The organism is Methylophaga marina, from assembly GCF_030296755.1.
GTDB classification, from domain to species: Bacteria; Pseudomonadota; Gammaproteobacteria; order Nitrosococcales; family Methylophagaceae; genus Methylophaga; species Methylophaga marina.
Map to the genome: position 1 here is coordinate 859,004 of NZ_AP027741.1, position 21,146 is coordinate 880,149.

Sequence of the window (21,146 nt, forward strand, 5' to 3'; positions counted from 1 at the left end):
TATCGGCTATGGCGAAAGTGATGAGATTACGAAATCGCTGGGAATGGCTTGTAAGATGGTACGCCCGGCAGGACTCGAACCTGCTACCCTCGGCTTAGAAGGCCGATGCTCTATCCAGATGAGCTACGGGCGCATATGATTTATACTAAGCGAGGACATAAGTTAAGAAGTGGTCGGGGCAGAGAGATTCGAACTCCCGACCCTCTGGTCCCAAACCAGATGCGCTACCAGACTGCGCTATGCCCCGACTTAATTCGAGAAGTCATCCCCGAAGAAGGCGAAATAATACGTGGTTAGAATTTAAGAGTCAATCACTGTTTTGATATTTTTTGCTGTTCAGCTCACATCATGCGATCATAGCCGCTTTTGCATAAGCGGGAATGATGAATGAGCGCAAAGATTATCGATGGCAAGGCAGTTGCAGCTGACCTGAAACAACAATTGAAATTAGCGACGGCAGAACGATTAGCAGAAGGAAAACGTCGTCCAGGTCTTGCGGTCATATTGATAGGCGCTAATCCGGCATCGCAGGTCTATGTAGGTAGCAAACGAAAAAGCTGTGAAGAAATTGGATTCAAATCTGAAGCCTATGATCTTCCAGAAACAGCGACCGAAGAAGAGTTACTCTCTCTAATTGATAAATTAAATCAAGATGACGATATAGATGGCATTCTGGTGCAGTTACCTTTGCCTCAACACATTTCTGCGGAAACGGTGATTGAACGAATCGCCCCACATAAAGACGTCGATGGCTTCCATCCATATAATATCGGCCGTCTTGCTCAACGTAATCCACAACTCAGACCTTGTACACCAAAGGGAGTGATTACCCTACTGCGCACCACTGGAGTCGATCTCAAAGGTCTCGAAGCTGTGGTAGTAGGTGCCTCTAATATAGTTGGTAGGCCTATGGCACTGGAATTATTATTGGCTGGCTGCACTACCACCGTTTGTCATCGCTGGACAAATAATCTGGAAGAACAAGTGCGTCGTGCTGACTTATTAGTGGTCGCCGTAGGTATAGCGGGTTTCATTCCTGGTGAATGGATAAAACAAGGTGCCATCGTCATTGATGTCGGTATTAATCGCTTGGAAAATGGCAAACTCACGGGTGACGTAGAGTTTGAAAAAGCCAAAGAAAAAGCCAGTTGGATAACACCCGTACCGGGTGGTGTCGGTCCTATGACCGTGGCGACACTTCTGGAAAATACCTTATTTGCTGCAGAAACTTTGCACAAAGACTAGCTCTGTAAGCGCCTGCTAAAAAAGCAGGCGCTTATATTCACTACACACGACGCCAGCTGGTTTTACCTGCCGCATCTTCAAGCACGATACCCATTTCCGTCAACTCATCACGAATCTCATCAGCACGAGCCCAGTTTTTATCCGCTCTGGCCTGATTACGTTCAACCACTAAGTTATCGATATAATCAGCTTGTTGATCAGAGTCGCCATCTCCGGTCAGGAATTTGTCTGCATCTTGCTGAAACAAACCAAGTACATCACCAAATGATGACAACAGGCCAGCAAGATAAGCCACATTATCTGATTGACCTTGCTCTCTTGCCTTGTTTATCGCTTGTCTGACATCAGCCATCACTGACAGCGCTAATGCGGTATTGAAATCATCATCCATAGCCGATTTGAATCGTTGACCGTATTCCTCATCATCCTGCCAACGAACACTTTCTGCCGTATCCACTTCACGCAAAGTCGTGTAAAAGCGGGTTAATGCAGATTTGGCTTGATCCAGTTGATCTTCGGCATAATTCAAAGGACTACGATAATGACTCGAGAGAATAAAATAACGAATCACCTCGGCCGGATACAGCTCTAACACTTCACGCACCGTGAAGAAATTGCCCAGAGACTTAGACATTTTTTCATCGTCTATACGAACAAAGCCATTATGCATCCAGTAATTGACTGACTGACAATCGTGAGCGCCTTCAGATTGTGCTATTTCATTTTCGTGATGAGGGAATTGTAAATCCTGTCCACCACCATGAATATCAAACCGCTCACCCAAGCAGTGTGCTGACATCGCTGAGCATTCAATATGCCAACCTGGTCGTCCTGCCCCCCAAGGTGATTCCCAGGCAGGTTCATCAGCTTTGGCCGCTTTCCACAAAACAAAATCGAGAGGATCTGTTTTTGCTTCATTGACTGCAATTCGTTCACCAGCGCGTAAGTCTTCAATATTACGACCAGATAATTTGCCATAACTGTCGAATTCGCTGACGTCATAATACACATCGCCATTATCGGCTTTGTAGGCCAGCCCTTTGTCCATCAAGGTCTCAATCATCGCCAGAATTTCTGCCATTGATTCAGTTGCCTTAGGCTCAAGATCAGGTCTGAGAACACCCAAAGCATCTGCATCCTTATGCATTTCTTCAATATAACGCTCAGTCAAAGATTGAATAGATTCGCCATTCTCTGCTGCACGTTTAATGATTTTGTCGTCAATATCCGTAATATTTCTCACGTAGGTCACGTTATAACCCAGTGCACGTAAGTATCGGGTCACAACATCAAAAACAACCATTACCCTTGCATGACCAACGTGACATAAATCGTAGACCGTCATACCGCAGACATACATGTTGACTTTTGCTTCATGTATGGGAGTGAAAACATCTTTCTGTCTGGTAAGGGTGTTATAGATTTTTAGCATATTAGTTATTCTTCGACGTATCTTCTTTTAAACTGATAGTGAGATTAAATACCGGCGAGTCAGCGGTGTGATCATAACGGTCGCTAACAAAATAGCCTTCTCGCTCAAACTGAAAAACCGTTTCTGGTTTACAATCCACTATAGCAGGCTCTGCAAGTGCTTTAATCACCTTCAATGACTCAGGGTTCACATCATCCAGATAATTACCCGTTTCTTTGCCAGGTGCTTCGGCCAAAAACAATCTATCATACAAACGTAGTTCGACTTCTTTGCCTTCTGTTGCTGACACCCAATGAATGACGCCTCGAGGCTTCATTTCAGGTGGTGGATTCTGCCCCACGGTATCAGGCACTAATGAGGCAATCACTTCTATCACGTCACCGCTATCATTTTTAATAACGTCATCCGCTTTGATTACATAGGCACCACGCAAACGCACATAGTCCCCTATCACTAAGCGTTTGAATTTTTTCGGCTCAGACTGGTGTCTTCAGTAAAATCGGAGGCATCAATATAAATCGTTTGGGTAAATGGTATTGAGCGGTGACCCATAGACTCTTGCTGCGGATGATTCGCGACTTCAAGCCATTCAGTGTTGTCAGCGGCATTAGTGATCGAGACTTTTAATGGGTTGAGCACGCACATGGCCCGTGCTGCGTTTTCATTCAAGTCATTACGAATTTCAAATTCTAACTGTGCAATATCCACCACACCGTCTGTTTTGGCTACAGCAAGCCCATTACAAAAAGCGCGAAGAGCTGCGGCGGTGTAGCCCCGTCTTCTCATACCTGAGATGGTTGGCATTCTCGGATCATTCCAACCAGCAACAATTTGATCATCCACGAGCTGTTTCAAATTACGCTTACTGGTCACTGTGTAGTTCAGATTCAAGCGTCCAAACTCATACTGCTTTGGTTTGGAAGGCACTGGCAGATTTTCAATAAACCATTCATATAAAGGACGATGGTCCTGAAACTCCAGTGTACAGATACTGTGCGTCACCCCTTCAATCGCATCGCCCTGACCATGAGCAAAGTCATAGCTAGGATAAATACACCATTTGTCACCGGTTTGGTGATGTGCTTTTTTGCGAATGCGATACAAAATCGGATCACGCATATTCATATTGGGCGAGGCCATATCAATCTTCGCCCGCAGCACACAAAATCCTTCCTCAAACTCACCCTGTTTCATTTTCTCAAACAAAGTCAGGTTTTCTTCAACACTACGGTTACGGAAAGGTGACTCTTTACCTGGCTTGGTTGCCCAGCCGCGATATTCGCTGGCTTGTTCAGCGGTCAGATCGCAGACATACGCTTTACCCTGTTTGATGAGGTGAATAGCCCAAGCGTAAAACTGTTCGAAATAATTAGATGCATAACGCACATCCCCTGCCCATTGAAAGCCCAGCCATTGCACATCATCCTTGATAGCTTCAATGTACTCCTGCTCTTCCTTAGCTGGATTGGTATCATCAAAGCGTAAGTGACAGTCACCGCCGAACTCTTCAGCTAAACCGAAGTTCAGACAGATAGATTTCGCGTGACCAATATGGAGATAACCGTTTGGTTCAGGTGGAAAACGTGTGACGATTTTGCCAGTCACCCTTCCCGTATCAATATCTTCCTGAATGATAGGACGAATAAAATTATGATTAACAGCAGACTCGGACATATTGAATGACAAATTTTTTATGAAAACGCGCATTATACGCTCTCCGTTAGGATGGGTAACAGCGCTGTTTTTCATCCTCATATAGAAAACCGCTAAATCCTGAACGATTGTTCTTTCGTATAGCCCCATTGTCGATTCACATTGAATCCCTTATTTGTGATAGACATAGTTCAATTATTACAAATCCAGTATTACAGGATAGCGACCTGTTTATTCCCATCAGAACCCATATTGCTCTATCATGTTGTGTTTAAAATTGATCCGGGACCTTTCCGTTATGATCAGACGTTTTACGCAAATATTGCTATGGCTATTTGCCACTTTTTCTTTTTCAATACAAGCAGATGGGATATCCAAAATGCCACAAGTCAAACTTGAAACCAGTCATGGTGACATCGTTATCGAACTCAATGAAGATAAAGCGCCTGTCACTGTTGCCAACTTTCTTAACTATGTTAACGAGGGTTTCTATGACGGTACGATTTTTCACCGTGTTATCAAAAATTTTATGATTCAAGGCGGTGGCTTTACTCAAGAATTCCAACAAAAACCCACCAAATCAGCCATTGAGAATGAAGCTGACAATGGTTTGAGTAACAAGCGAGGCGCTGTTTCTATGGCGAGAACCAATGATCCTCATTCAGCCACTGCTCAATTTTTTATTAACACTGTCGACAATGGCTTTCTTGATTTTCAGGGTAAAGTACCCAGCGGTTGGGGCTATGCCGTATTTGGTGAAGTCATTGAAGGTATGGATGTCGTCGACTCAATAAGAGAAGTCGATACGACTATGCGTGGACCACATCAGGATGTGCCTACTGAAGACATTATTATCATTAAAGCCAGCGTCATCAATTAATCAGATAAAACCTGCTTGTTGTTACACAAGCAGGTTTCTTTCTTATGACCAAACTATTTATCTCTGACCTTCACTTAAATCCTGCCAAGCCTGAATTAACCACGCTAGCCTGTCAGTTTCTTCAACAACAGTCTGATGCTGTTTCTGAGATTTATATTCTGGGTGATATTTTTAATACTTGGTTAGGAGATGACTTAGTCCCTGCTGAGTTTTCTGATTTCACCGACACTCTGCGTTCATTGACCAAAGCCGGAATAAACCTTTATCTGATGGTGGGTAACCGTGATTTTATGCTCGGTAAAGCATTCGCAGACGCTGTGAATGCCACATTGATTAAAGACGGCTTCGAGCTCGATTTGGCAGAGACACCAACCCTGTTATTACATGGTGATAGCTTATGTATTGATGATGTTAGCTATCAACGTTATCGAAAAGTGGTGAACAATCGTTTTCTGCAATGGTGTTTTTTAAAGCTCCCTGCACGTTTCCGCCAAAAAATATCCGACAAAATAAAACAACAAAGTCAGCAAAAGAAACAATATAAATCCAGCCAAATAATGGATGTGAATCAGGCCGAAGTTGAGAAAGTGATGTTTGAGAGTAATGTCAGACTACTGATTCATGGTCACACCCATCGTCCCGCCATTCATCAAGTTAGATTAAGAAACAATCAAGATGCCTATCGCATTGTATTAGGTGATTGGGAAAATAAAGTCAGTTATCTTTTGGTCGATGATCAGCAACTCACATTACATGATCACCGACTAGATAATCAGCAGCAAACTTTACGATTGCGATGAATTTTCGTCCAGTACCTGAATCAACTTTTCAGGTGGCAAATAGCCAGGCAAATTCTGGCCAGACTCGAGAAAAATAGAGGGGGTGCCTTGCACACCCAGTTGCTGACCTAATTCGAACTCAGCTTTTACCGGATTAGCGCATGTCTTTGTAGGAATTTCCTGACCCTGTTTTGCTTTGGTCATAGCTTTCTGTCTATCGGCCGCACACCATACATTGACAGCATCATCATAAGATTTAGACCCTATCCCACCTCGCGGGAAAGACAGATATCGGACTCGAATGCCCAAATCGTTGTATTTCTCCATTTCAGCGTGCATCTTACGGCAATAGCCGCAATCAATATCAGTAAACACAGTAATGGTGTATTTCGCTTTTTGGGGACCGAATATAATCATATCTTTTTCATCAAGCTTGGCTAAAGCATCTTTACGTAAACTCACCCGACGTTGTTCAGTAAGATTGATTCTTGAATCCAATGACATCATGTCACCCTGAATCACATAACGGCCATCTTTAGAAAAATAGAGAATTTGACCATTAATAACGGCTTCATAAAATCCAGTATCGTCTACCGCTTTTAGGCTAGTAACTTTTACATCGGGTAATGACTTTTCTATCTTTTTACGGAGCTCATCATTATCGGCGTTTACGACACTGACACCGAACAAAGACAGTACTAATATGGCATATTTCAACATGGAGTTATTATTCTCTAAAGTTATTAAACTGTAATGGCATATCGATTTTATCGTGACCTTTTAGCATGGCAATAATAGATTGCAGTTCATCACGCTTTTTTCCCGTTACTCTGACGCTCTCGCCTTGAACAGCCGCTTGCACTTTCACTTTACTTTCTTTGATGAGTTTAACAATCGTTCGGGATAAGTCTTTGTCGATACCTTCTCTTACTAAGACATCCTGTTTACGCATTTTCCCGTTACCAACAGAATCTTTGACTTCCAAACAGCTGACATCAACGCCACGCTTGACTAGCTTGAGTCGTAAAATATCGAGAAGTTGATCTAACTGGAAATCACTATCTGCATGCATCGTGAGCACTTTGTCAGACTGCTCTACTTTGGCATCAGTTCCACGGAAATCAAACCTGTTCTTTAACTCTCGGTTTGTTTGGTCCACTGCATTGGCAAGTTCATGTTTATCGACTTCAGAAACGATATCAAAAGAAGGCATCTGTTCACCTGATTGCGCTATAAAATCGAGCCAGTTTAGCATTAATGTTTGATAGCGTCAGGCTTATCAACTCTTAGCCACGCGGGTGGTGCTGGCCGTGTAATTGTTTTAATCGCTCTTTGGCTACGTGAGTATAAATTTGTGTTGTGGATAAATCAGAATGACCGAGTAATAACTGCACGACCCGTAAATCTGCGCCATGATTGAGTAAATGTGTTGCAAAGGCATGTCTTAATGTATGGGGTGACAAATGCTTATCAATACTTGCTTGGCTGGCATAACGTTTAATGATGTACCAAAAGGCCTGCCGAGTCATTGCCTTGCCTCGGCGAGTAGGGAATAAGTCATCCGTGATCTGACCATTCAATATCGCAGGCCGACTTTCGTAGAGATAGTCCTGTAACCAATCCAATGCAATTTCACCAATGGGCACCAAACGTTCCTTGTTTCCTTTGCCAATACAACGAATCAGACCTTGCCGAAGATTAACTTGCTCTAACTGCAATGACACCAGTTCAGAAACCCGAAGTCCTGCTGCGTAAAGCAGTTCCAGCATTGTTCTATCTCGTAAGCCAAGTGCATCAGTAATATCTGGTTGAGCTAATAACGCTTCGACTTCTGTTTCCGTCAGACTGTCAGGTAAAGATCGACCTAGTCTTGGTGAGTCTAGCTGGGCCGTCGGATCGGAATCACGAATATCTTCACGCAATAAATAGCGGTAGAATCGTCTCAGAGAAGATAAAAGTCTGGCTTCACTTCGGACTTTTCTTCCTTCGCGTAAGCGCTGGCTTTGATAGCGTTGAATATCTAATTGCGTGGCTGAGACTAAATCAATATCAAACTGATTCAACCAGGCAGAGAAGGCTAATAAATCTCTACGGTAAGCGTCCACTGTATGTTGACTTAGCCCAGATTCTAACCATAAGCTGTCTAGGAAAGGTTCAAGATAATAAGAAGGTTGTGGCTCGCTCATAAAACTACTGTTAAATATCCGATATTTAATAGTAACAACTAAGCAATAAAAAAGGGCAGTGTATACACACTACCCTTTCTTTCCAATCGTCTGTTATGACAATTCGGGTTATAGCTTTTCTTTAATACGTGCTGCTTTACCAGTCAAATCACGTAAATAGTAAAGTTTAGAACGACGGACATCACCGCGACGTTTTACTTCAACACTGGCGATTGAAGGGCTGTGTGTTTGGAAAACACGCTCAACACCGACACCACTAGAAATTTTACGAACAGTGAATGCTGAGTGCAGACCACGGTTGCGTTTAGCAATAACGACACCTTCGAACGCCTGTTCACGTTCACGGTCGCCTTCTTTGATTTTAACTTTAACAACAACAGTATCACCCGCTGAAAATTCAGGGATATCCTGTCTCACTTGTTCAGCGTTAAGCTGTTCGATAATGTTACTCATTGTTAACTCCCAACTAATCCTGCCCGCTCTCGGCAATAAACTCTTTTAATAACGCAGCCTGTTCATTAGTCAACGTGTCTTTGTCTAATAAATCAGGTCGTCGCAACCATGTTCGTCCCAAGGACTGTTTGAGACGCCATTTACGAATTGCTCCATGGTCGCCTCCCAGCAATACCTCGGGTACTGACTGGTCATCTAAAACTTCTGGTCTGGTGTAATGTGGGTAGTCCAGCAAGCCAGCTACAAAAGAATCTTGCTCTGCAGACTGCTCATCACCTAATACACCGGGTATCAACCTGGCCATGCCATCGATCATCACCATGGCTGCCAATTCTCCACCACTAAGGACGTAGTCACCTATCGACCACTCCTCATCAATTTCTTTTTCTATCAAGCGTTCATCAACGCCTTCATAACGCCCGGCCAGCAGAATCAACTTCTCTTTACCAACCAGTTGTTGCAGACTTTTCTGGTCCAGTTTTCTGCCCTGCGGTGAGAGATAGATAACCGTTGCATCTTCACCCAGCTTTTCTTTTGCTGATGATATTGCCTCTTGCAGAGGCGCAACTTTCATTACCATACCAGGACCACCGCCATATGGCCTGTCGTCTACAGTTCGATGTCGGTCATAAGCAAAATCTCGCGGATTCCAGTAGTCTACTTTCAATAAACCATTTGTTACCGCTCTGCCTGTTACACCGTAATGAGTAACCGCATCAAACATTTCAGGAAAAAGGGATATCACACCTAAGTGCATTATCCGTCTCCCATCAATAGTCTTTACTCCAATCAACTTGGATTAGTTCTTCATCCAAATCGACCAGTTTTACAATCTCATCCACAACAAAGGGAATCAATATCTCAGTTTTATTGCCTTCAGCTTTAACAACCAACACGTCATTTGCACCGGTTTCAAGCAGATGGTCAACTTTTCCTAATATTTCTTGCTGAAGATTGATTACGGTCAGACCTTCTAAGTCATTCCAATAAAACTCATCTTCATCAACAGGTTCCAGTTGAGATTTTTTAATCGCCAACTCAGCACCAAGTAGTGGCTGAACCTGATCGCGGTCTGTGACGTTCTCAATTCCCATCACAACCCCTTTTCCTTGCAAACGGCCTCCAGATACTTTTATCTCAAGCCATTCACCACGTCTTGATAAAAACAGTGGTGAATATTGCAGGATATTCGCCCTAGGTTCAGTAAAAGAATACACTTTGACCCAACCTTTGACGCCAAAGGCACCGGATATTTTACCTACCGGGATAAACTCCTCGGATGTTGACATATCCTAGCGCCCTTGCGATTTATGCTGCTTTTTGTGCTTCTTCAATCAGCTTAGCAACGCGTTCTGATGTTTGCGCGCCTTGGCTGATCCAATGAGCAACACGGTCTAAGTCAACGCGAAGCTTTTCTTCTTGACCACGAGCAACCGGGTTGAAGAAACCAACGCGTTCGATGTAACGACCATCACGCTTGCTGCGTGAGTCTGTTACGACGATACCGTAAAAAGGGCGTTTTTTTGCGCCACTGCGTGTCAATCTAATTGTTACCATAATTTAGCCCGTTGAAAACTGGATCGGAAAACCGTCGTATTCTACGCAACTCTCCGATATTTGAAAAGTCCTTTTAACACTTATTAGAAAGGAAGGCCTCCACCCATCGGAAATTTACCACCTAAACCTCTCATCATTTTGGCCATCCCGCCTTTAGAACCCATCTTCTTCATCATTTTTTGCATCTGGCTAAACTGTTTTAGAAGACGATTCACATCTTGAATTTGTGTGCCACTCCCCGCGGCAATTCTTTTTTTGCGCGAGCCTTTAATAATTTCAGGCTTTTGTCGTTCTTTCTTCGTCATGGAATTGATAATAGCTTCGAGCTTGGCTAACTCTTTATCATTCACCTGCTGTTTAGCCGCAGCCGGAATATTCCCCATGCCAGGCATTTTTTCCATTAAAGAACCTATTCCGCCCATCTTGCCCATTTGGCGCAATTGTTCCTGAAAATCTTCCAGGTCAAAGCCTTTACCTTTTTTCAGTTTATTAGCCAGCTTTTCTGCCGAGCCAACATCCATTTTACGCTGAGCTTCTTCGACCAATGACAGCACATCGCCCATTCCGAGGATTCGTGAGACAACACGATCAGGATGGAAAGGTTCAAGTGCCGCTGTTTTTTCACCCACCCCCATAAACTTAATGGGTTTACCAGTAATATGTCTTATTGATAAGGCAGCACCACCACGAGCATCACCATCTGTCTTAGTGAGAATGACACCTGTCAGGGGTAAGGCTTCATTAAATGCTTTTGCGGTATTCGCGGCATCTTGGCCGGTCATACTATCGACGGTAAATAACGTTTCAATCGGATTAATAGCAGTATGAATCTGCTTAATCTCATCCATCATGTCATCATCGATATGCAATCGACCAGCCGTATCAATGATGACCACATCGACATAATCTCGCTTTGCTTGCTCTATGGCATCACGAGCGATATCAACCGGATTTTGTGAAGACTGGCTGGGGAAAAATCGAGCATCAACTTCTTTTGCAAGTGTTTCTAATTGATCAATCGCGGCAGGTCGATAAACGTCCGCACTAGCGACCATGACAGATTTACGCTCACGTTCTTTTAGCCATCTAGCTAACTTCGCCACACTGGTTGTTTTACCTGCACCTTGTAGGCCAGCCATTAAGATTACAGCGGGTGGCTGGGTATTAAGATTCAGTGATGAAGAGCCATCGCCCATGACAGCGACGAGTTCATCATTAACGATTTTTACTAAAGCCTGACCTGGCGTTAAACTACGGAGAACATCTTGCCCCATCGCGCGTTCTTTGACATTTTCAATGAACTCGCGCACCACGGGTAGAGCGACATCAGCCTCAAGTAATGCCATACGTACTTCACGAAGTGTTTCTTTGACATTTTCTTCAGTGATACGTCCCTGACCACGAATTTTTTTGAGTGTACTGCCGAGTCTATCGCTTAAGCTATCAAACATAGATCACCTTGTTAGCTGATGATGTCCTAATAAGAATTTTAGGATTAGTTAATTCAATACACCATTATAACTGATATATTGTTTCGGTCATTGTTACATCGTTATATTATTGAAGTAATAGGGTAAAAAAAATTAGGTTCAAGGATCACACATAATTATGGCAATAGCGAATGCATTAGCATTTCTACTTTATTTAAGCAGTAGCGTTATTCTTATCAGACGTTTTGTACAAAAGGATCCAACGTCAGTCAATGCCAGTATCCCCGTTGGGATTTTGATCATCATGGCATTACTTTTTCATGGCACAGATATCTTTTTTACCATGAGAAATGCTGGAGGTTGGGAACTGGGTCTGTTTACAACATTTTCACTGACCACTTGGCTGATGGCATTTATCGCGTTGATTATCGGTTTTCGTTTACCTAATACGCATCCAGGCATTATTGTCTATCCTCTGGTGGCCTTGAGCTTGATGCTAAAGGTGGAGCTCCCCTCTCCTGAGCCTCCATCTATCTCTCAACCCGCATTGGAATGGCATATACTATTATCGCTTGCCGCTTATAGTTTTTTTATGCTCGCTGCCATACAAGCCATCATCCTAGCGGTCCAGGAAAAACAACTTCATCAACGTCACTTGAATGGGTTAATCCGAAAACTACCGCCCCTACAAACGATGGAACGGGCCCTCTTTCAACTCTTGAGCAGTGGCTTTGTACTATTGACGCTGGGCTTGATTACTGGCCTGATGTTTGTTGATGATCTCTTTGCTCAGCATCTTGTGCACAAGACCGTCCTGTCTATCATTGCCTGGTGTGTATTTGCCAGTCTGCTTTGGGGAAGATGGCGATATGGCTGGCGCGGACAAACAGCAGTGAAATGGACACTTGCTGGATTTATTTTTTTGTTACTTGCTTATATGGGCAGTAAATTCGTTCTTGAATACTTGATGAGCTAACGGTTTATGCTAGAAGAAACCTCTATATTGGTTCTATTCCTTATCCTATTTTTTTTATTGTTTCTGTCGGCATTTTTCTCAAGCTCAGAAACAGCGTTAATGTCACTCAACCGTTATCGTCTGAGACATTTAGAACAAGAAGGTCACCGTGGCGCGGTGATTGCCAGTCAGCTATTAAATCGCCCCGACAGACTGATCGGCCTCATTCTACTTGGCAATAATTTCGTCAATATCCTCGCTTCAGCTATCGCGACAGTCATTGGCATAAAACTGCTTGGAGAAAACGGTATCGTTGCCGCCACGTTTGCACTCACACTTATTGTGTTGCTTTTCGCGGAGGTCACACCAAAAACACTGGCAGCCTTACACCCTGAAAAAGTCGCTTTTCCAGCCAGCTTTGTATTGAAACCTCTACTATTCTTGTTATACCCACTTGTCTGGTTCACAAATGGTATTACCAATAATATGGTCAGACTGTTTGGTGTGTCACCAGAACAAGCGGCTACTTCAGCGATTAATACTGAAGAGCTGCGGGTCGCACTAATGGAAGCGGGTAGCATGATTCCAACACGTCACAAAGACATGCTGATGAGCATCCTTGATCTGGAAAAAGTGACGGTGAATGACGTCATGGTGCCAAGAAATGAAATCGAAGGTTTGGATATCAATGCCCCTTTTCCTGAGATTGTGCAACAACTCTCTCATTGTGGTCATACCCGTTTACCTGTTTATGAAGACAGTATGGATAATATTGTGGGTATTCTTCACCTACGCAAAGCCTTACATCTCATCTCACAGAATAATCTCACTCTGGACAGTCTCCGCAGTATCATTAAAGGCGCTTACTTTGTTCCAGAAGGCACGCCTTTAAATACACAACTCATCAACTTCCAAAGAAATCGCCGTAGAACAGGGCTGGTTGTGGATGAATATGGCGATCTATTAGGCCTGATAACACTGGAAGATATTTTCCGGGAAATCGTAGGTGAGTTCACCGCTGATACCATTGACGAAGACAAAGATATTCATCCACAAAATGATGGCAGTTATCTTATCAACGGTACGGCCAACATTCGCGAAATAAATCGAAATAATAGCTGGGACTTACCAACAGATGGCCCTAAAACCATCAACGGTCTCGTGCTTGAGTATCTGGAAAGTATCCCTGATCCTGGCGTCAGCGTTCGAATGGGAGAATACGTTATTGAGGTCATTCAGACATCAGATAACGCCATTAAAACAGTGCGTATCAGACATTTACAGTCTGAACTGGAACAGGAAGAATAAACTTGTCGCTCAGATATATAAAATTATCTGGTCTGAGCGAAAGTGAAAGTCGTGCCTTAAAGTCGATGTTACGTATCGCATCGCCCTTACTCACTTGTCAGTGGACTATTACAGAAAAACATGATGCTGATTTAGAAATTTATAGTTTTGACTCAGCTGCAGGGCTCAAAGCGTGGAAAAATCATTCCTCCACCCTGGCCGCACTGTTGACCCACCAGTCTGAGCATAACGATGCCATTGATATCATTTTCAAAAAACCGCTACATAAAACCCAGTTTGCTGAAACACTAAACCTGGCAGCAGAACAATTGTCAAAGCACTATTTGCAGTTATTAGATGAGACTAATTTACAGCCAATTCAAACCCATAAAAAAAGCTGGCTCAGCAAAATCACAGACTTTATTCGTATTCAAAAAAACCGCGCCCCACCTTCCTGCATTGAACTTGCAAGTCATTACGCATGAAACAAGTACGGTTTCAGCAATAAAAGATCCAGCGTTACTACTGATATGGATCAACCAACTACCCCATGATTTTTATCAGCGTGTCCCTTCTTTATTAAGCAACCTGAAAGCGCTTATTCATCAGAAAATTAAACCAGGCCTCTTACTGCAGCTATTAGAAATGTATCGTGCTCAGGTCAACGAACTGTTGTTCACCCGAGATATCGCCGCAGTAAAGCGTGATTTATATATCAACACGGAAAGTCTTCGTACGATAAGCCTGATAAACGAGCTCATCAGTTTATTGTCCATAGCCTATCAACAAATCATTCAGGTTCATTACCAACGTGGGAAAACGCCACTTGCTAATCCAGTTATGTTATTGGCACTGAACAGAACGGCTGAGATGCTTAGCTTGCAGTTACTTCATAACTTTCAGTACTACCGGCTAGCCCCAACTGGCGCCTGGAAACAACTGCACGAAATGTTTCTCTATCAAGAACAAGCACAAACTTTACATCAGGACCTCTCCGTTAAACCTTACTATCAAAGTCGTAGTTTTTTCGAAATTTATGGCCAGATTGTTCTGACTGCATTGACCGATCCTTATAGTCAGATGAGGTTTGATGTGCTGCGCTTGTACAGACTTATGGCGCAATTCACCGATAAGATTGTGATCGACAGCATGTCTGAACAGCAAAGTAAGGTGAATAGTCGCTTCTTACTACTGGGGCACTTCTGCATTGATGCCAAGCAGGATATCTGCCCACAACCACTTCATAAAACAGACATATCAATAAGACATGCCCCAACAAGTCGGCGTCTGGACACACAAGCCGTATTAAGAGCCATTGAATCAACGTTACGTGATGCAAAAAGTCATCGTACACAGACGGTCATGTCGTCGGAATTGAGACTGGTCAAACATATCATCCCTCAACTCAACACAACTTATGAGCGACGTTTTGAACGTATCAGAGAACAGTCATCCAAGCCCATACATATCAGTTTAGGTCTAGAGTCAGTTCATCAAAGCCTTCAAGGTAATGTCGTCAATGCGTTGGAGTGGCAATTAATTAATCACAGTCAGACAGGGTTGATGGCAAAACGCGCGAATAAAGGCTGTTATCACCTAAATATCGGTGACTTTGTGGGTATTTTCGAAAAAAACAGTCTTCTTATGCTGGCTGTCATCAAATGGTTACAAATTGATATCCATAATGACGTCCAGATTGGGCTTGAACAAATAGAGGGGCGACCAGTTCCTGTAAAATGCCACCCCGAGAATGATGAGGAAGCATATCCTGGTTTGTTGCTGGAGACAGAATTTGATTCTCGCCCACACATCATTTTGACAGACAAAGGCTTATTCTCACCCAAAAGAAAAATACGGCTGGAAGGGCAAAATCTATCTAATTCAATTATTGCTAATGGGCTTATCGACAGCAGTTTGGATTATGAAATTTTCAACTACAGCCTCAATCTTGGTTCATAAATGCGTGTCGATCGCATATCATGGATGGACTTGTCGAGATAAAAACTCAAAAACGGAATACCAATATGCGTACCTTTATAAAAATTGTCGTCTTTTTAATCGTTATTGTTATAGCAGGCCTTATTGCTCTGCCATTTTTCATCGATCCTAACGACTATAAAGATGAAATTTCACGTGAAGTTGAAAAAGTCACTGGACGAAACTTGACTCTACAGGGTGATATTGGTTTATCCGTGTTTCCCTGGATTGCCCTCGATCTAGGTCCGCTGTCACTAAGCAATGCAGAGGGTTTTAACGCAGAAACATTTGCTAAAGTTCAGGCCGCAGAAATTCGTATCAAGCTTATTCCGCTACTAAAAAAGCAGTTAGAAATGGATACCATCATCCTCGATGGTCTTGTACTTAATCTTGAAACAGATAAAAGTGGTAAAACCAACTGGGATGATCTGGTTAAGCCTGATGCCACAGAAGAAGCAACAGTCACTGAGGCGGAATCTACAGCTGATTCTGATGAACAATCCAGTCCTGCCTTACAAACCATTACCGTTGCAGGCATCAAACTCAGCAATGCTAATATTCTCTGGTCAGATGCGTCTAAAGGAGAAAGTTATCAGTTACGTAATCTTAATCTGACAACTGACCCTCTCGAACCAGGCGTTCCCACGGCTGTTGATATGGACTTTGATGTCATCAGCACAAAACCAGAAGCCAAAGCGCATGTCACACTGACAACCAATGCTGCTGTGGACATGGAGAAACAGCAATATGCCTTAGAGGGCTTCTCATTCTCAGCCATTGCAGAAGGTAAAGAGCTGGCTTTCAATCAGGCTGATTTATCTCTTAAAGGTGATATTAAAGCGGATCTAGCAAAACAATGGGTGGAAGTAAGTGACCTCGCGCTAGCAGCCAAAGCAACAAATAACCAGCAAAAAGTGGATGCCAAATTAACGGGACAAGTCACTTCCAATCTGGCTACCCAGCAATCCAATATCGATAATCTAGACATCACTGCCACCATCCAGGATCCAAGCTTACCTGATGAACAAGCTGAATTTCACCTGACCAGTGGTATCAAAGCTGACTTAAAACAAGAGACCCTCACCGTGTCTGCTCTTGTCTTAAAACTGCAGGATTTACTCCTTGAAGGGGATATTCAGGCTAAAGATATCCTCAAAGAGAAACCGACCTTTGCAGGCAGCATTCATATCCAACCTTTCAGCTTAAGAAAATTGGCGTCTGATATGAAAATTGAATTGCCTGAAATGAGCGATGAATCCACACTGGAGAAAGTCGAACTTCGTTCAGAACTGAGTGGTTCTACCAATCAAATTAATCTAAAACAGCTGGCTCTGACTTTGGATCAAAGTAATCTGACAGGACAATTTGCTGTAAGCAATTTCAGCAAACCTGCGTTCAATTTCAATCTGAAACTGGATCAAATTGATGCAGATCGCTATATGCCGCCTGTAAAAGAAGAAAAAGAGACAGATAAGACTCCAACCACAAATGACAACGCAAACAAAGCAGCGACAGCTGAAGAAGCTTTACCGCTGGATGCATTGCGCCAAATCAATGCGAAAGGCAGCATTGATATTGGCAAATTAAAAGCCACAGGCCTGAACAGTGAAAATATTCATATTTCCATTGATGCCGGCGATGGCCTGGTTAAACTTACCCCACTTAAAGCAAACTTATATCAAGGACAATACAACGGTAATATCATTCTTGATGCACGCAGTGACGCATTAAAACTGTCACTGAATGAACAAGTAAAAAATGTTCAGGCTGGACCCTTACTCAAAGACATGACCGGGGATGCCAAAATCAGTGGGACCGCCAATGCGAATGCCAAGTTAACAGGCTCTGGAGCCACCGTTTCACAAATCAAGCAAACCCTGACAGGTAATGGTGGCTTTGCTTTTACAGACGGTGCATTGCAAGGTATCAATATTGCCGAGATTATTCGTAAAGCCAAAGCGGCTTTAAAAGGTGAATCACTGCCTGCATCTGACGCGCCCGTTCAAACTGACTTTTCCAGTATGTCTGGCACGTTTACGGCAAACAATGGTGTTATCAACAATCAGGATCTCGCCGTTAAATCCCCTTTGCTGCGTATCGATGGCGCCGGCAAAGCAAACCTGGCAAATGAAACACTAGACTATGGCTTAAAAGTCGCTGTCGTCGGAACAAGTAAAGGTCAAGGCGGTAAAGAGCTTGAAGAACTTAAAGGTGTGACCATTCCCATCAAAATCACTGGCACATTCTCAGAACCTAAACCCACCGTGGACCTCGCTAATCTTGTCAAAGATAAAGCAAAAGAAGAACTCAAATCTAAAGCAGAAGAAAAGCTTAAAGAAAAACTGGGAGATGATTTAGGCGGTCTTCTTGGTGGCAAATTAGGAGGTTCAAAAGCCAAGTCTGAAACTCAATCAACAGAGGCGGAGAATGCAACTGATGCTGAGTCTGAAGAAGAAAAGTCCTCTGATAAAAAATTAGAAGATGCCGTCAAAGATAAATTGAAAAACTTCTTCTAAACGATAAATACTCTTTCGTATCTGCCCGCCTTGATACACCATCAGGCGGGCTTTTAATTTGAAAAACATGACAAAACCTTTCCATTTCGCTGATGCATTACTCGACTGGTTCGATCACTACGGTCGTAAGAATCTGCCCTGGCAACAAAATCCAACGCCCTACCACGTCTGGTTGTCTGAAATCATGTTGCAGCAAACGCAAGTTTCCACTGTCATTGATTACTACACACGATTTATTCAGCGCTTTCCCAACGTCTACTCATTAGCCGAAGCAAAACAAGATGATGTTTTAGCGTATTGGTCAGGTTTAGGTTACTACGCCCGTGCTCGTAATTTGCACAAAACAGCTCAAATAGTCAGCGCAGACTACACCGGCGCTTTTCCAGAAACGTTAGAAGAACTGATCAATCTACCAGGTATTGGACGCTCTACCGCGGGTGCGATTCTGACACTCGCCTATCACCAGAAATATCCTATTCTAGATGGGAACGTGAAACGCGTCCTGACACGTTTTTTTGCGATAGATGGCTGGCCTGGCAATAAAAAAGTAGAAGATAGTTTATGGGAAAAAGCGGAATCACTACTGCCCGATAAACGTATTGCTAATTATATTCAGGCACAAATGGATTTAGGGGCAACACTTTGCACACGAAGTAAACCGGACTGCCCACGTTGCCCATTACAATCCCACTGTTTAGCCTATAACAATGGTAACCCCACAGCTTATCCAGAAAAAAACCTAAAAAAGCCATCCCTACCAGAACATGTTACTGGCTTGTCTGTCAGAATAACGATGAGTTATTTATGGAGCAAAGACCTTCAACGGGTATCTGGGGCGGTTTATGGAGTTTTCCAGAACGTCCGGATAAGCAGGATCTGATGGCTTATTGTGAGCAGACTTTGCATTTTTCTATCGATAGCATTGAAGAGTTACCTGAAATGACGCATGTGTTTAGCCATTTCAGATTAATGATTCGACCACTCTTAATAAAATCACGTATTAATGCTGTGACCGACAACAGCATCGGCAACTGGTATAAAATAAACGACATTATGCAACTGGGTCTTCCGGCACCAGTGCGTTCTTTTTTACACACTTTACAATAGAGGCAAATATGGCACGCACAATACACTGTGTAAAACTTAACAAAGAAGCCGAAGGTTTAGACTTCCCCCTTACCCTGGTGAAATGGGAAAAACGCTTTATGAATCTGTTTCAAAAGAAGCATGGCAAATGTGGTTAAGCCAACAAACCATGCTGATTAACGAATATAGGCTGTCACTTGCCGATCCCAAGTCGCAAGCATTTCTGAAAACTGAAATGGAAAAATTCTTTTTTGGTGAGGGTTCGGCACCTCCAGCAGACTTTGTTCCAAAAGGATAAAATCCGCAAACCAATCAAAAAAATGAGGGCTGTTAGATTTAACGGCCCTTTTTTTATTTATCACCAAAATCTATTACATTACCAATAAATATATATAAAACAATTTAATAAAACATAAATCATCTTTACATTCAGACTTAACCCAGGATATGTAACAAAAAAAATATTGCTTTTTATCATAAATAAAGTGTCTTTTTTTTATTTTATATGGTTACAATGCCATTAAGCTTCTTAGAAGTGTCAATCGGTCAACAAGGAGTTGTGCCGATAGTGTTATTAAATTGAGGTTGATATGGCAGAGCAAGTTACAGGTAAAGTTAAGTGGTTCAATGATGCAAAAGGATTCGGTTTTATAGAGCAAGTTGATGGTCCAGACGTATTTGTCCATCACTCAGCGATTAAGTCAGAAGGCTTTAGAACATTGAAAGAAGGTCAAACAGTTACCATGGAGGTAACTCAGGGGCAAAAAGGTCCGCAAGCAGAAAACGTCATCCCCGGTTGAGTAAGAAGTAAACCAAAAATAGAAAGGCCGTTCAGCCATCACTGCACGGCCTTTTTCATTTCAAAATGCTTTAAATAAAGCCATAGAAATAATTGATAGAACGACTATTGCAGCAAAGGACTCACATGAAATTAACACCAACCAGCATCATTTTAGGCATTGCTTTCAGCTTCACTACTTCTCATGCCATGGCAGACTGGGGCGGTTTAGTTAAAGATATTCAAGAAAATAGTAAAACATTACTCAATTCCTCTATCTCAGACGCTACATCATCCAAACAGTCTAACAATCTGGATATATCTACTATTATTTCTGGTCTTAAAGAAGCATTGAAGGTAGGCAGTGAGCGTGCCGTTGCGAGTGTCAGCCAACCGAACGGTTATCTAAAAAATGCCGATATCCGTATCCCACTCCCTCCTCAAATTGAAAAAGTGGGTATGGTAATGCGCCAGTTTGGAATGGAAGGTCTGGCAAATGAATTTGAGACCAGTATGAATAGAGCGGCTGAAAAAGCGGCACCACAAGCAACGACTATTCTAGTCAATGCTATAAAAGCCATGAGCATTGATGACGCGAAAAAAATATTGAATGGTGGTGACAACGCTGCAACACAATATTTCAAACAGCACACAGGGGAAGAACTACGAACATTATTCAAACCAACCATAGAGGAAAGTCTGGACCAAGTGGGCTCGACTAAGTACTACAATCAGCTCACCGATAAAGTTGCAGACGTACCTGTGGTAGGAAAAGAGATTAATATGGATTTACCTGATTATGTGACTGAACAGGCTCTTGATGGCTTGTTTACCATGTTGGCAGCTGAAGAGAAAAAGATCCGGGAAAACCCAACGGCTCGCACAACAGAATTGCTTAAAACTGTATTTCAATAATGAATCTTTCTCAATAG

The 21,146-nt window shown here is 42.8% G+C and carries 21 protein-coding genes, 2 tRNA genes and 2 pseudogenes; 13 read left to right on the top strand and 12 right to left on the bottom strand.

Annotation, left to right across the window (positions count from 1 at the left end):
- Positions 1–56 precede the first annotated feature (56 nt).
- Positions 57–133: transfer RNA gene (locus tag QUE24_RS04355), tRNA-Arg, on the bottom strand.
- A 37-nt stretch (positions 134–170) separates the two neighbouring features.
- Positions 171–247: transfer RNA gene (locus QUE24_RS04360), tRNA-Pro, on the bottom strand.
- A 140-nt stretch (positions 248–387) separates the two neighbouring features.
- On the opposite strand from QUE24_RS04360, the gene folD reads away from it, so the two are divergent.
- Positions 388–1,245, top strand: a complete 858-nt coding sequence (gene folD, locus QUE24_RS04365) for a bifunctional methylenetetrahydrofolate dehydrogenase/methenyltetrahydrofolate cyclohydrolase FolD (RefSeq protein WP_286305427.1) — start codon at positions 388–390, stop codon at positions 1,243–1,245.
- Between the two features lie 40 nt (positions 1,246–1,285).
- On the opposite strand, the gene cysS is transcribed toward folD, so the two are convergent.
- Together cysS and QUE24_RS04375 are read right to left on the bottom strand one after the other, a co-directional pair.
- Positions 1,286–2,677 (bottom strand): cysteine--tRNA ligase, encoded by a 1,392-nt coding sequence (cysS, locus tag QUE24_RS04370; RefSeq protein WP_286305428.1) that lies wholly within the window; start codon positions 2,675–2,677, stop codon positions 1,286–1,288.
- A 1-nt stretch (position 2,678) separates the two neighbouring features.
- Positions 2,679–4,351, bottom strand: a pseudogene (locus tag QUE24_RS04375) (glutamine--tRNA ligase/YqeY domain fusion protein).
- A 277-nt stretch (positions 4,352–4,628) separates the two neighbouring features.
- Between QUE24_RS04375 and QUE24_RS04380 the strand changes: the two are divergent.
- Positions 4,629–5,210, top strand: coding sequence for a peptidylprolyl isomerase (locus tag QUE24_RS04380; RefSeq protein WP_286305429.1), 582 nt, complete (start codon positions 4,629–4,631; stop codon positions 5,208–5,210).
- 44 nt (positions 5,211–5,254) lie between these two features.
- The gene (locus QUE24_RS04385; protein ID WP_286305430.1) at positions 5,255–6,010 is read left to right on the top strand and encodes a UDP-2,3-diacylglucosamine diphosphatase; all 756 of its coding nucleotides are present in this window, start codon (positions 5,255–5,257) and stop codon (positions 6,008–6,010) included.
- Here the strand turns inward: QUE24_RS04385 and QUE24_RS04390 are convergent.
- The 8 genes from QUE24_RS04390 to ffh form a co-directional block, all read right to left on the bottom strand.
- Positions 5,996–6,709, bottom strand: a complete 714-nt coding sequence (locus QUE24_RS04390; protein WP_286305431.1) for a DsbC family protein — start codon at positions 6,707–6,709, stop codon at positions 5,996–5,998. The two genes, QUE24_RS04385 and QUE24_RS04390, sit on opposite strands and share 15 nt — an antisense overlap.
- Positions 6,710–6,716: 7 nt before the next feature.
- Positions 6,717–7,202 carry a YajQ family cyclic di-GMP-binding protein gene (locus QUE24_RS04395; RefSeq protein ID WP_286305432.1) on the bottom strand — a complete coding sequence of 162 codons (486 nt, stop codon included), beginning with the start codon at positions 7,200–7,202 and terminating at the stop codon, positions 6,717–6,719.
- A gap of 73 nt (positions 7,203–7,275) precedes the next feature.
- Entirely contained in the window at positions 7,276–8,175 is a 900-nt protein-coding gene (xerD, locus tag QUE24_RS04400) for a site-specific tyrosine recombinase XerD (RefSeq protein WP_286305433.1), read from the bottom strand.
- Positions 8,176–8,283: 108 nt separating this feature from the next.
- Positions 8,284–8,628, bottom strand: a complete 345-nt coding sequence (gene rplS / locus QUE24_RS04405) for a 50S ribosomal protein L19 (RefSeq protein WP_286305434.1) — start codon at positions 8,626–8,628, stop codon at positions 8,284–8,286.
- 13 nt (positions 8,629–8,641) lie between these two features.
- Positions 8,642–9,385: a tRNA (guanosine(37)-N1)-methyltransferase TrmD gene (trmD, locus tag QUE24_RS04410; RefSeq protein WP_286305435.1), complete on the bottom strand. Its 744-nt coding sequence runs from the start codon at positions 9,383–9,385 to the stop codon at positions 8,642–8,644.
- A gap of 13 nt (positions 9,386–9,398) precedes the next feature.
- A complete protein-coding gene (rimM, locus tag QUE24_RS04415; RefSeq protein ID WP_286305436.1) occupies positions 9,399–9,917 on the bottom strand; it encodes a ribosome maturation factor RimM in 519 nt (172 codons plus the stop codon).
- Between the two features lie 19 nt (positions 9,918–9,936).
- On the bottom strand, positions 9,937–10,185 hold the full coding sequence (rpsP, locus tag QUE24_RS04420) for a 30S ribosomal protein S16 (RefSeq protein WP_286305437.1): 249 nt from the start codon (positions 10,183–10,185) through the stop codon (positions 9,937–9,939).
- 83 nt (positions 10,186–10,268) lie between these two features.
- Positions 10,269–11,636, bottom strand: a complete 1,368-nt coding sequence (gene ffh / locus QUE24_RS04425) for a signal recognition particle protein (RefSeq protein ID WP_286305438.1) — start codon at positions 11,634–11,636, stop codon at positions 10,269–10,271.
- 157 nt (positions 11,637–11,793) lie between these two features.
- Here ffh and QUE24_RS04430 point away from each other — a divergent pair, with 157 nt between their 5' ends.
- The 10 genes and pseudogenes from QUE24_RS04430 (at position 11,794) to QUE24_RS04470 (ending at position 21,129) form a co-directional block, all read left to right on the top strand.
- Complete coding sequence (locus QUE24_RS04430) at positions 11,794–12,591, top strand: cytochrome C assembly family protein (protein WP_286305439.1); 798 nt, start codon at positions 11,794–11,796, stop codon at positions 12,589–12,591.
- A gap of 6 nt (positions 12,592–12,597) precedes the next feature.
- Positions 12,598–13,878, top strand: coding sequence for an HlyC/CorC family transporter (locus QUE24_RS04435; protein WP_286305440.1), 1,281 nt, complete (start codon positions 12,598–12,600; stop codon positions 13,876–13,878).
- A 2-nt stretch (positions 13,879–13,880) separates the two neighbouring features.
- Complete coding sequence (locus QUE24_RS04440; protein WP_286305441.1) at positions 13,881–14,342, top strand: hypothetical protein; 462 nt, start codon at positions 13,881–13,883, stop codon at positions 14,340–14,342.
- Positions 14,323–15,816, top strand: a complete 1,494-nt coding sequence (locus QUE24_RS04445) for a cyclic-di-GMP receptor FimW-related protein (RefSeq protein WP_286305442.1) — start codon at positions 14,323–14,325, stop codon at positions 15,814–15,816. The genes QUE24_RS04440 and QUE24_RS04445 overlap by 20 nt, the downstream gene beginning before the upstream one ends.
- A gap of 65 nt (positions 15,817–15,881) precedes the next feature.
- Positions 15,882–18,350 carry an AsmA family protein gene (locus tag QUE24_RS04450; RefSeq protein WP_286305443.1) on the top strand — a complete coding sequence of 823 codons (2,469 nt, stop codon included), beginning with the start codon at positions 15,882–15,884 and terminating at the stop codon, positions 18,348–18,350.
- A gap of 67 nt (positions 18,351–18,417) precedes the next feature.
- Complete coding sequence (mutY, locus tag QUE24_RS04455; protein ID WP_350226610.1) at positions 18,418–19,230, top strand: A/G-specific adenine glycosylase; 813 nt, start codon at positions 18,418–18,420, stop codon at positions 19,228–19,230.
- A complete protein-coding gene (locus QUE24_RS15775; RefSeq protein ID WP_350226602.1) occupies positions 19,155–19,457 on the top strand; it encodes an NUDIX domain-containing protein in 303 nt (100 codons plus the stop codon). Before mutY ends, QUE24_RS15775 begins: the two co-directional genes overlap by 76 nt.
- A gap of 8 nt (positions 19,458–19,465) precedes the next feature.
- A pseudogene (locus QUE24_RS04460) lies at positions 19,466–19,734 on the top strand (oxidative damage protection protein).
- Between the two features lie 292 nt (positions 19,735–20,026).
- The gene (locus QUE24_RS04465; RefSeq protein WP_286305444.1) at positions 20,027–20,236 is read left to right on the top strand and encodes a cold-shock protein; all 210 of its coding nucleotides are present in this window, start codon (positions 20,027–20,029) and stop codon (positions 20,234–20,236) included.
- Between the two features lie 125 nt (positions 20,237–20,361).
- Positions 20,362–21,129 (top strand): DUF4197 domain-containing protein, encoded by a 768-nt coding sequence (locus tag QUE24_RS04470; protein WP_286305445.1) that lies wholly within the window; start codon positions 20,362–20,364, stop codon positions 21,127–21,129.
- Positions 21,130–21,146 lie beyond the last annotated feature (17 nt).

Coding starts and splice junctions, on each gene's coding strand:
- mutY (WP_350226610.1), top strand. CDS start 18,418: ATGACAAAACCTTTCCATTTCGCTGATGCATTACTCGACTGGTTCGAT.
- rpsP (WP_286305437.1), bottom strand. CDS start 10,185: ATGGTAACAATTAGATTGACACGCAGTGGCGCAAAAAAACGCCCTTTT.
- QUE24_RS04395 (WP_286305432.1), bottom strand. CDS start 7,202: ATGCCTTCTTTTGATATCGTTTCTGAAGTCGATAAACATGAACTTGCC.
- QUE24_RS04435 (WP_286305440.1), top strand. CDS start 12,598: ATGCTAGAAGAAACCTCTATATTGGTTCTATTCCTTATCCTATTTTTT.
- QUE24_RS04470 (WP_286305445.1), top strand. CDS start 20,362: ATGAAATTAACACCAACCAGCATCATTTTAGGCATTGCTTTCAGCTTC.
- trmD (WP_286305435.1), bottom strand. CDS start 9,385: ATGCACTTAGGTGTGATATCCCTTTTTCCTGAAATGTTTGATGCGGTT.
- QUE24_RS04390 (WP_286305431.1), bottom strand. CDS start 6,709: ATGTTGAAATATGCCATATTAGTACTGTCTTTGTTCGGTGTCAGTGTC.
- QUE24_RS04430 (WP_286305439.1), top strand. CDS start 11,794: ATGGCAATAGCGAATGCATTAGCATTTCTACTTTATTTAAGCAGTAGC.
- cysS (WP_286305428.1), bottom strand. CDS start 2,677: ATGCTAAAAATCTATAACACCCTTACCAGACAGAAAGATGTTTTCACT.
- QUE24_RS04380 (WP_286305429.1), top strand. CDS start 4,629: ATGATCAGACGTTTTACGCAAATATTGCTATGGCTATTTGCCACTTTT.
- QUE24_RS04450 (WP_286305443.1), top strand. CDS start 15,882: ATGCGTACCTTTATAAAAATTGTCGTCTTTTTAATCGTTATTGTTATA.
- QUE24_RS15775 (WP_350226602.1), top strand. CDS start 19,155: ATGGAGCAAAGACCTTCAACGGGTATCTGGGGCGGTTTATGGAGTTTT.
- xerD (WP_286305433.1), bottom strand. CDS start 8,175: ATGAGCGAGCCACAACCTTCTTATTATCTTGAACCTTTCCTAGACAGC.
- QUE24_RS04385 (WP_286305430.1), top strand. CDS start 5,255: ATGACCAAACTATTTATCTCTGACCTTCACTTAAATCCTGCCAAGCCT.
- folD (WP_286305427.1), top strand. CDS start 388: ATGAGCGCAAAGATTATCGATGGCAAGGCAGTTGCAGCTGACCTGAAA.
- rimM (WP_286305436.1), bottom strand. CDS start 9,917: ATGTCAACATCCGAGGAGTTTATCCCGGTAGGTAAAATATCCGGTGCC.
- ffh (WP_286305438.1), bottom strand. CDS start 11,636: ATGTTTGATAGCTTAAGCGATAGACTCGGCAGTACACTCAAAAAAATT.
- QUE24_RS04465 (WP_286305444.1), top strand. CDS start 20,027: ATGGCAGAGCAAGTTACAGGTAAAGTTAAGTGGTTCAATGATGCAAAA.
- rplS (WP_286305434.1), bottom strand. CDS start 8,628: ATGAGTAACATTATCGAACAGCTTAACGCTGAACAAGTGAGACAGGAT.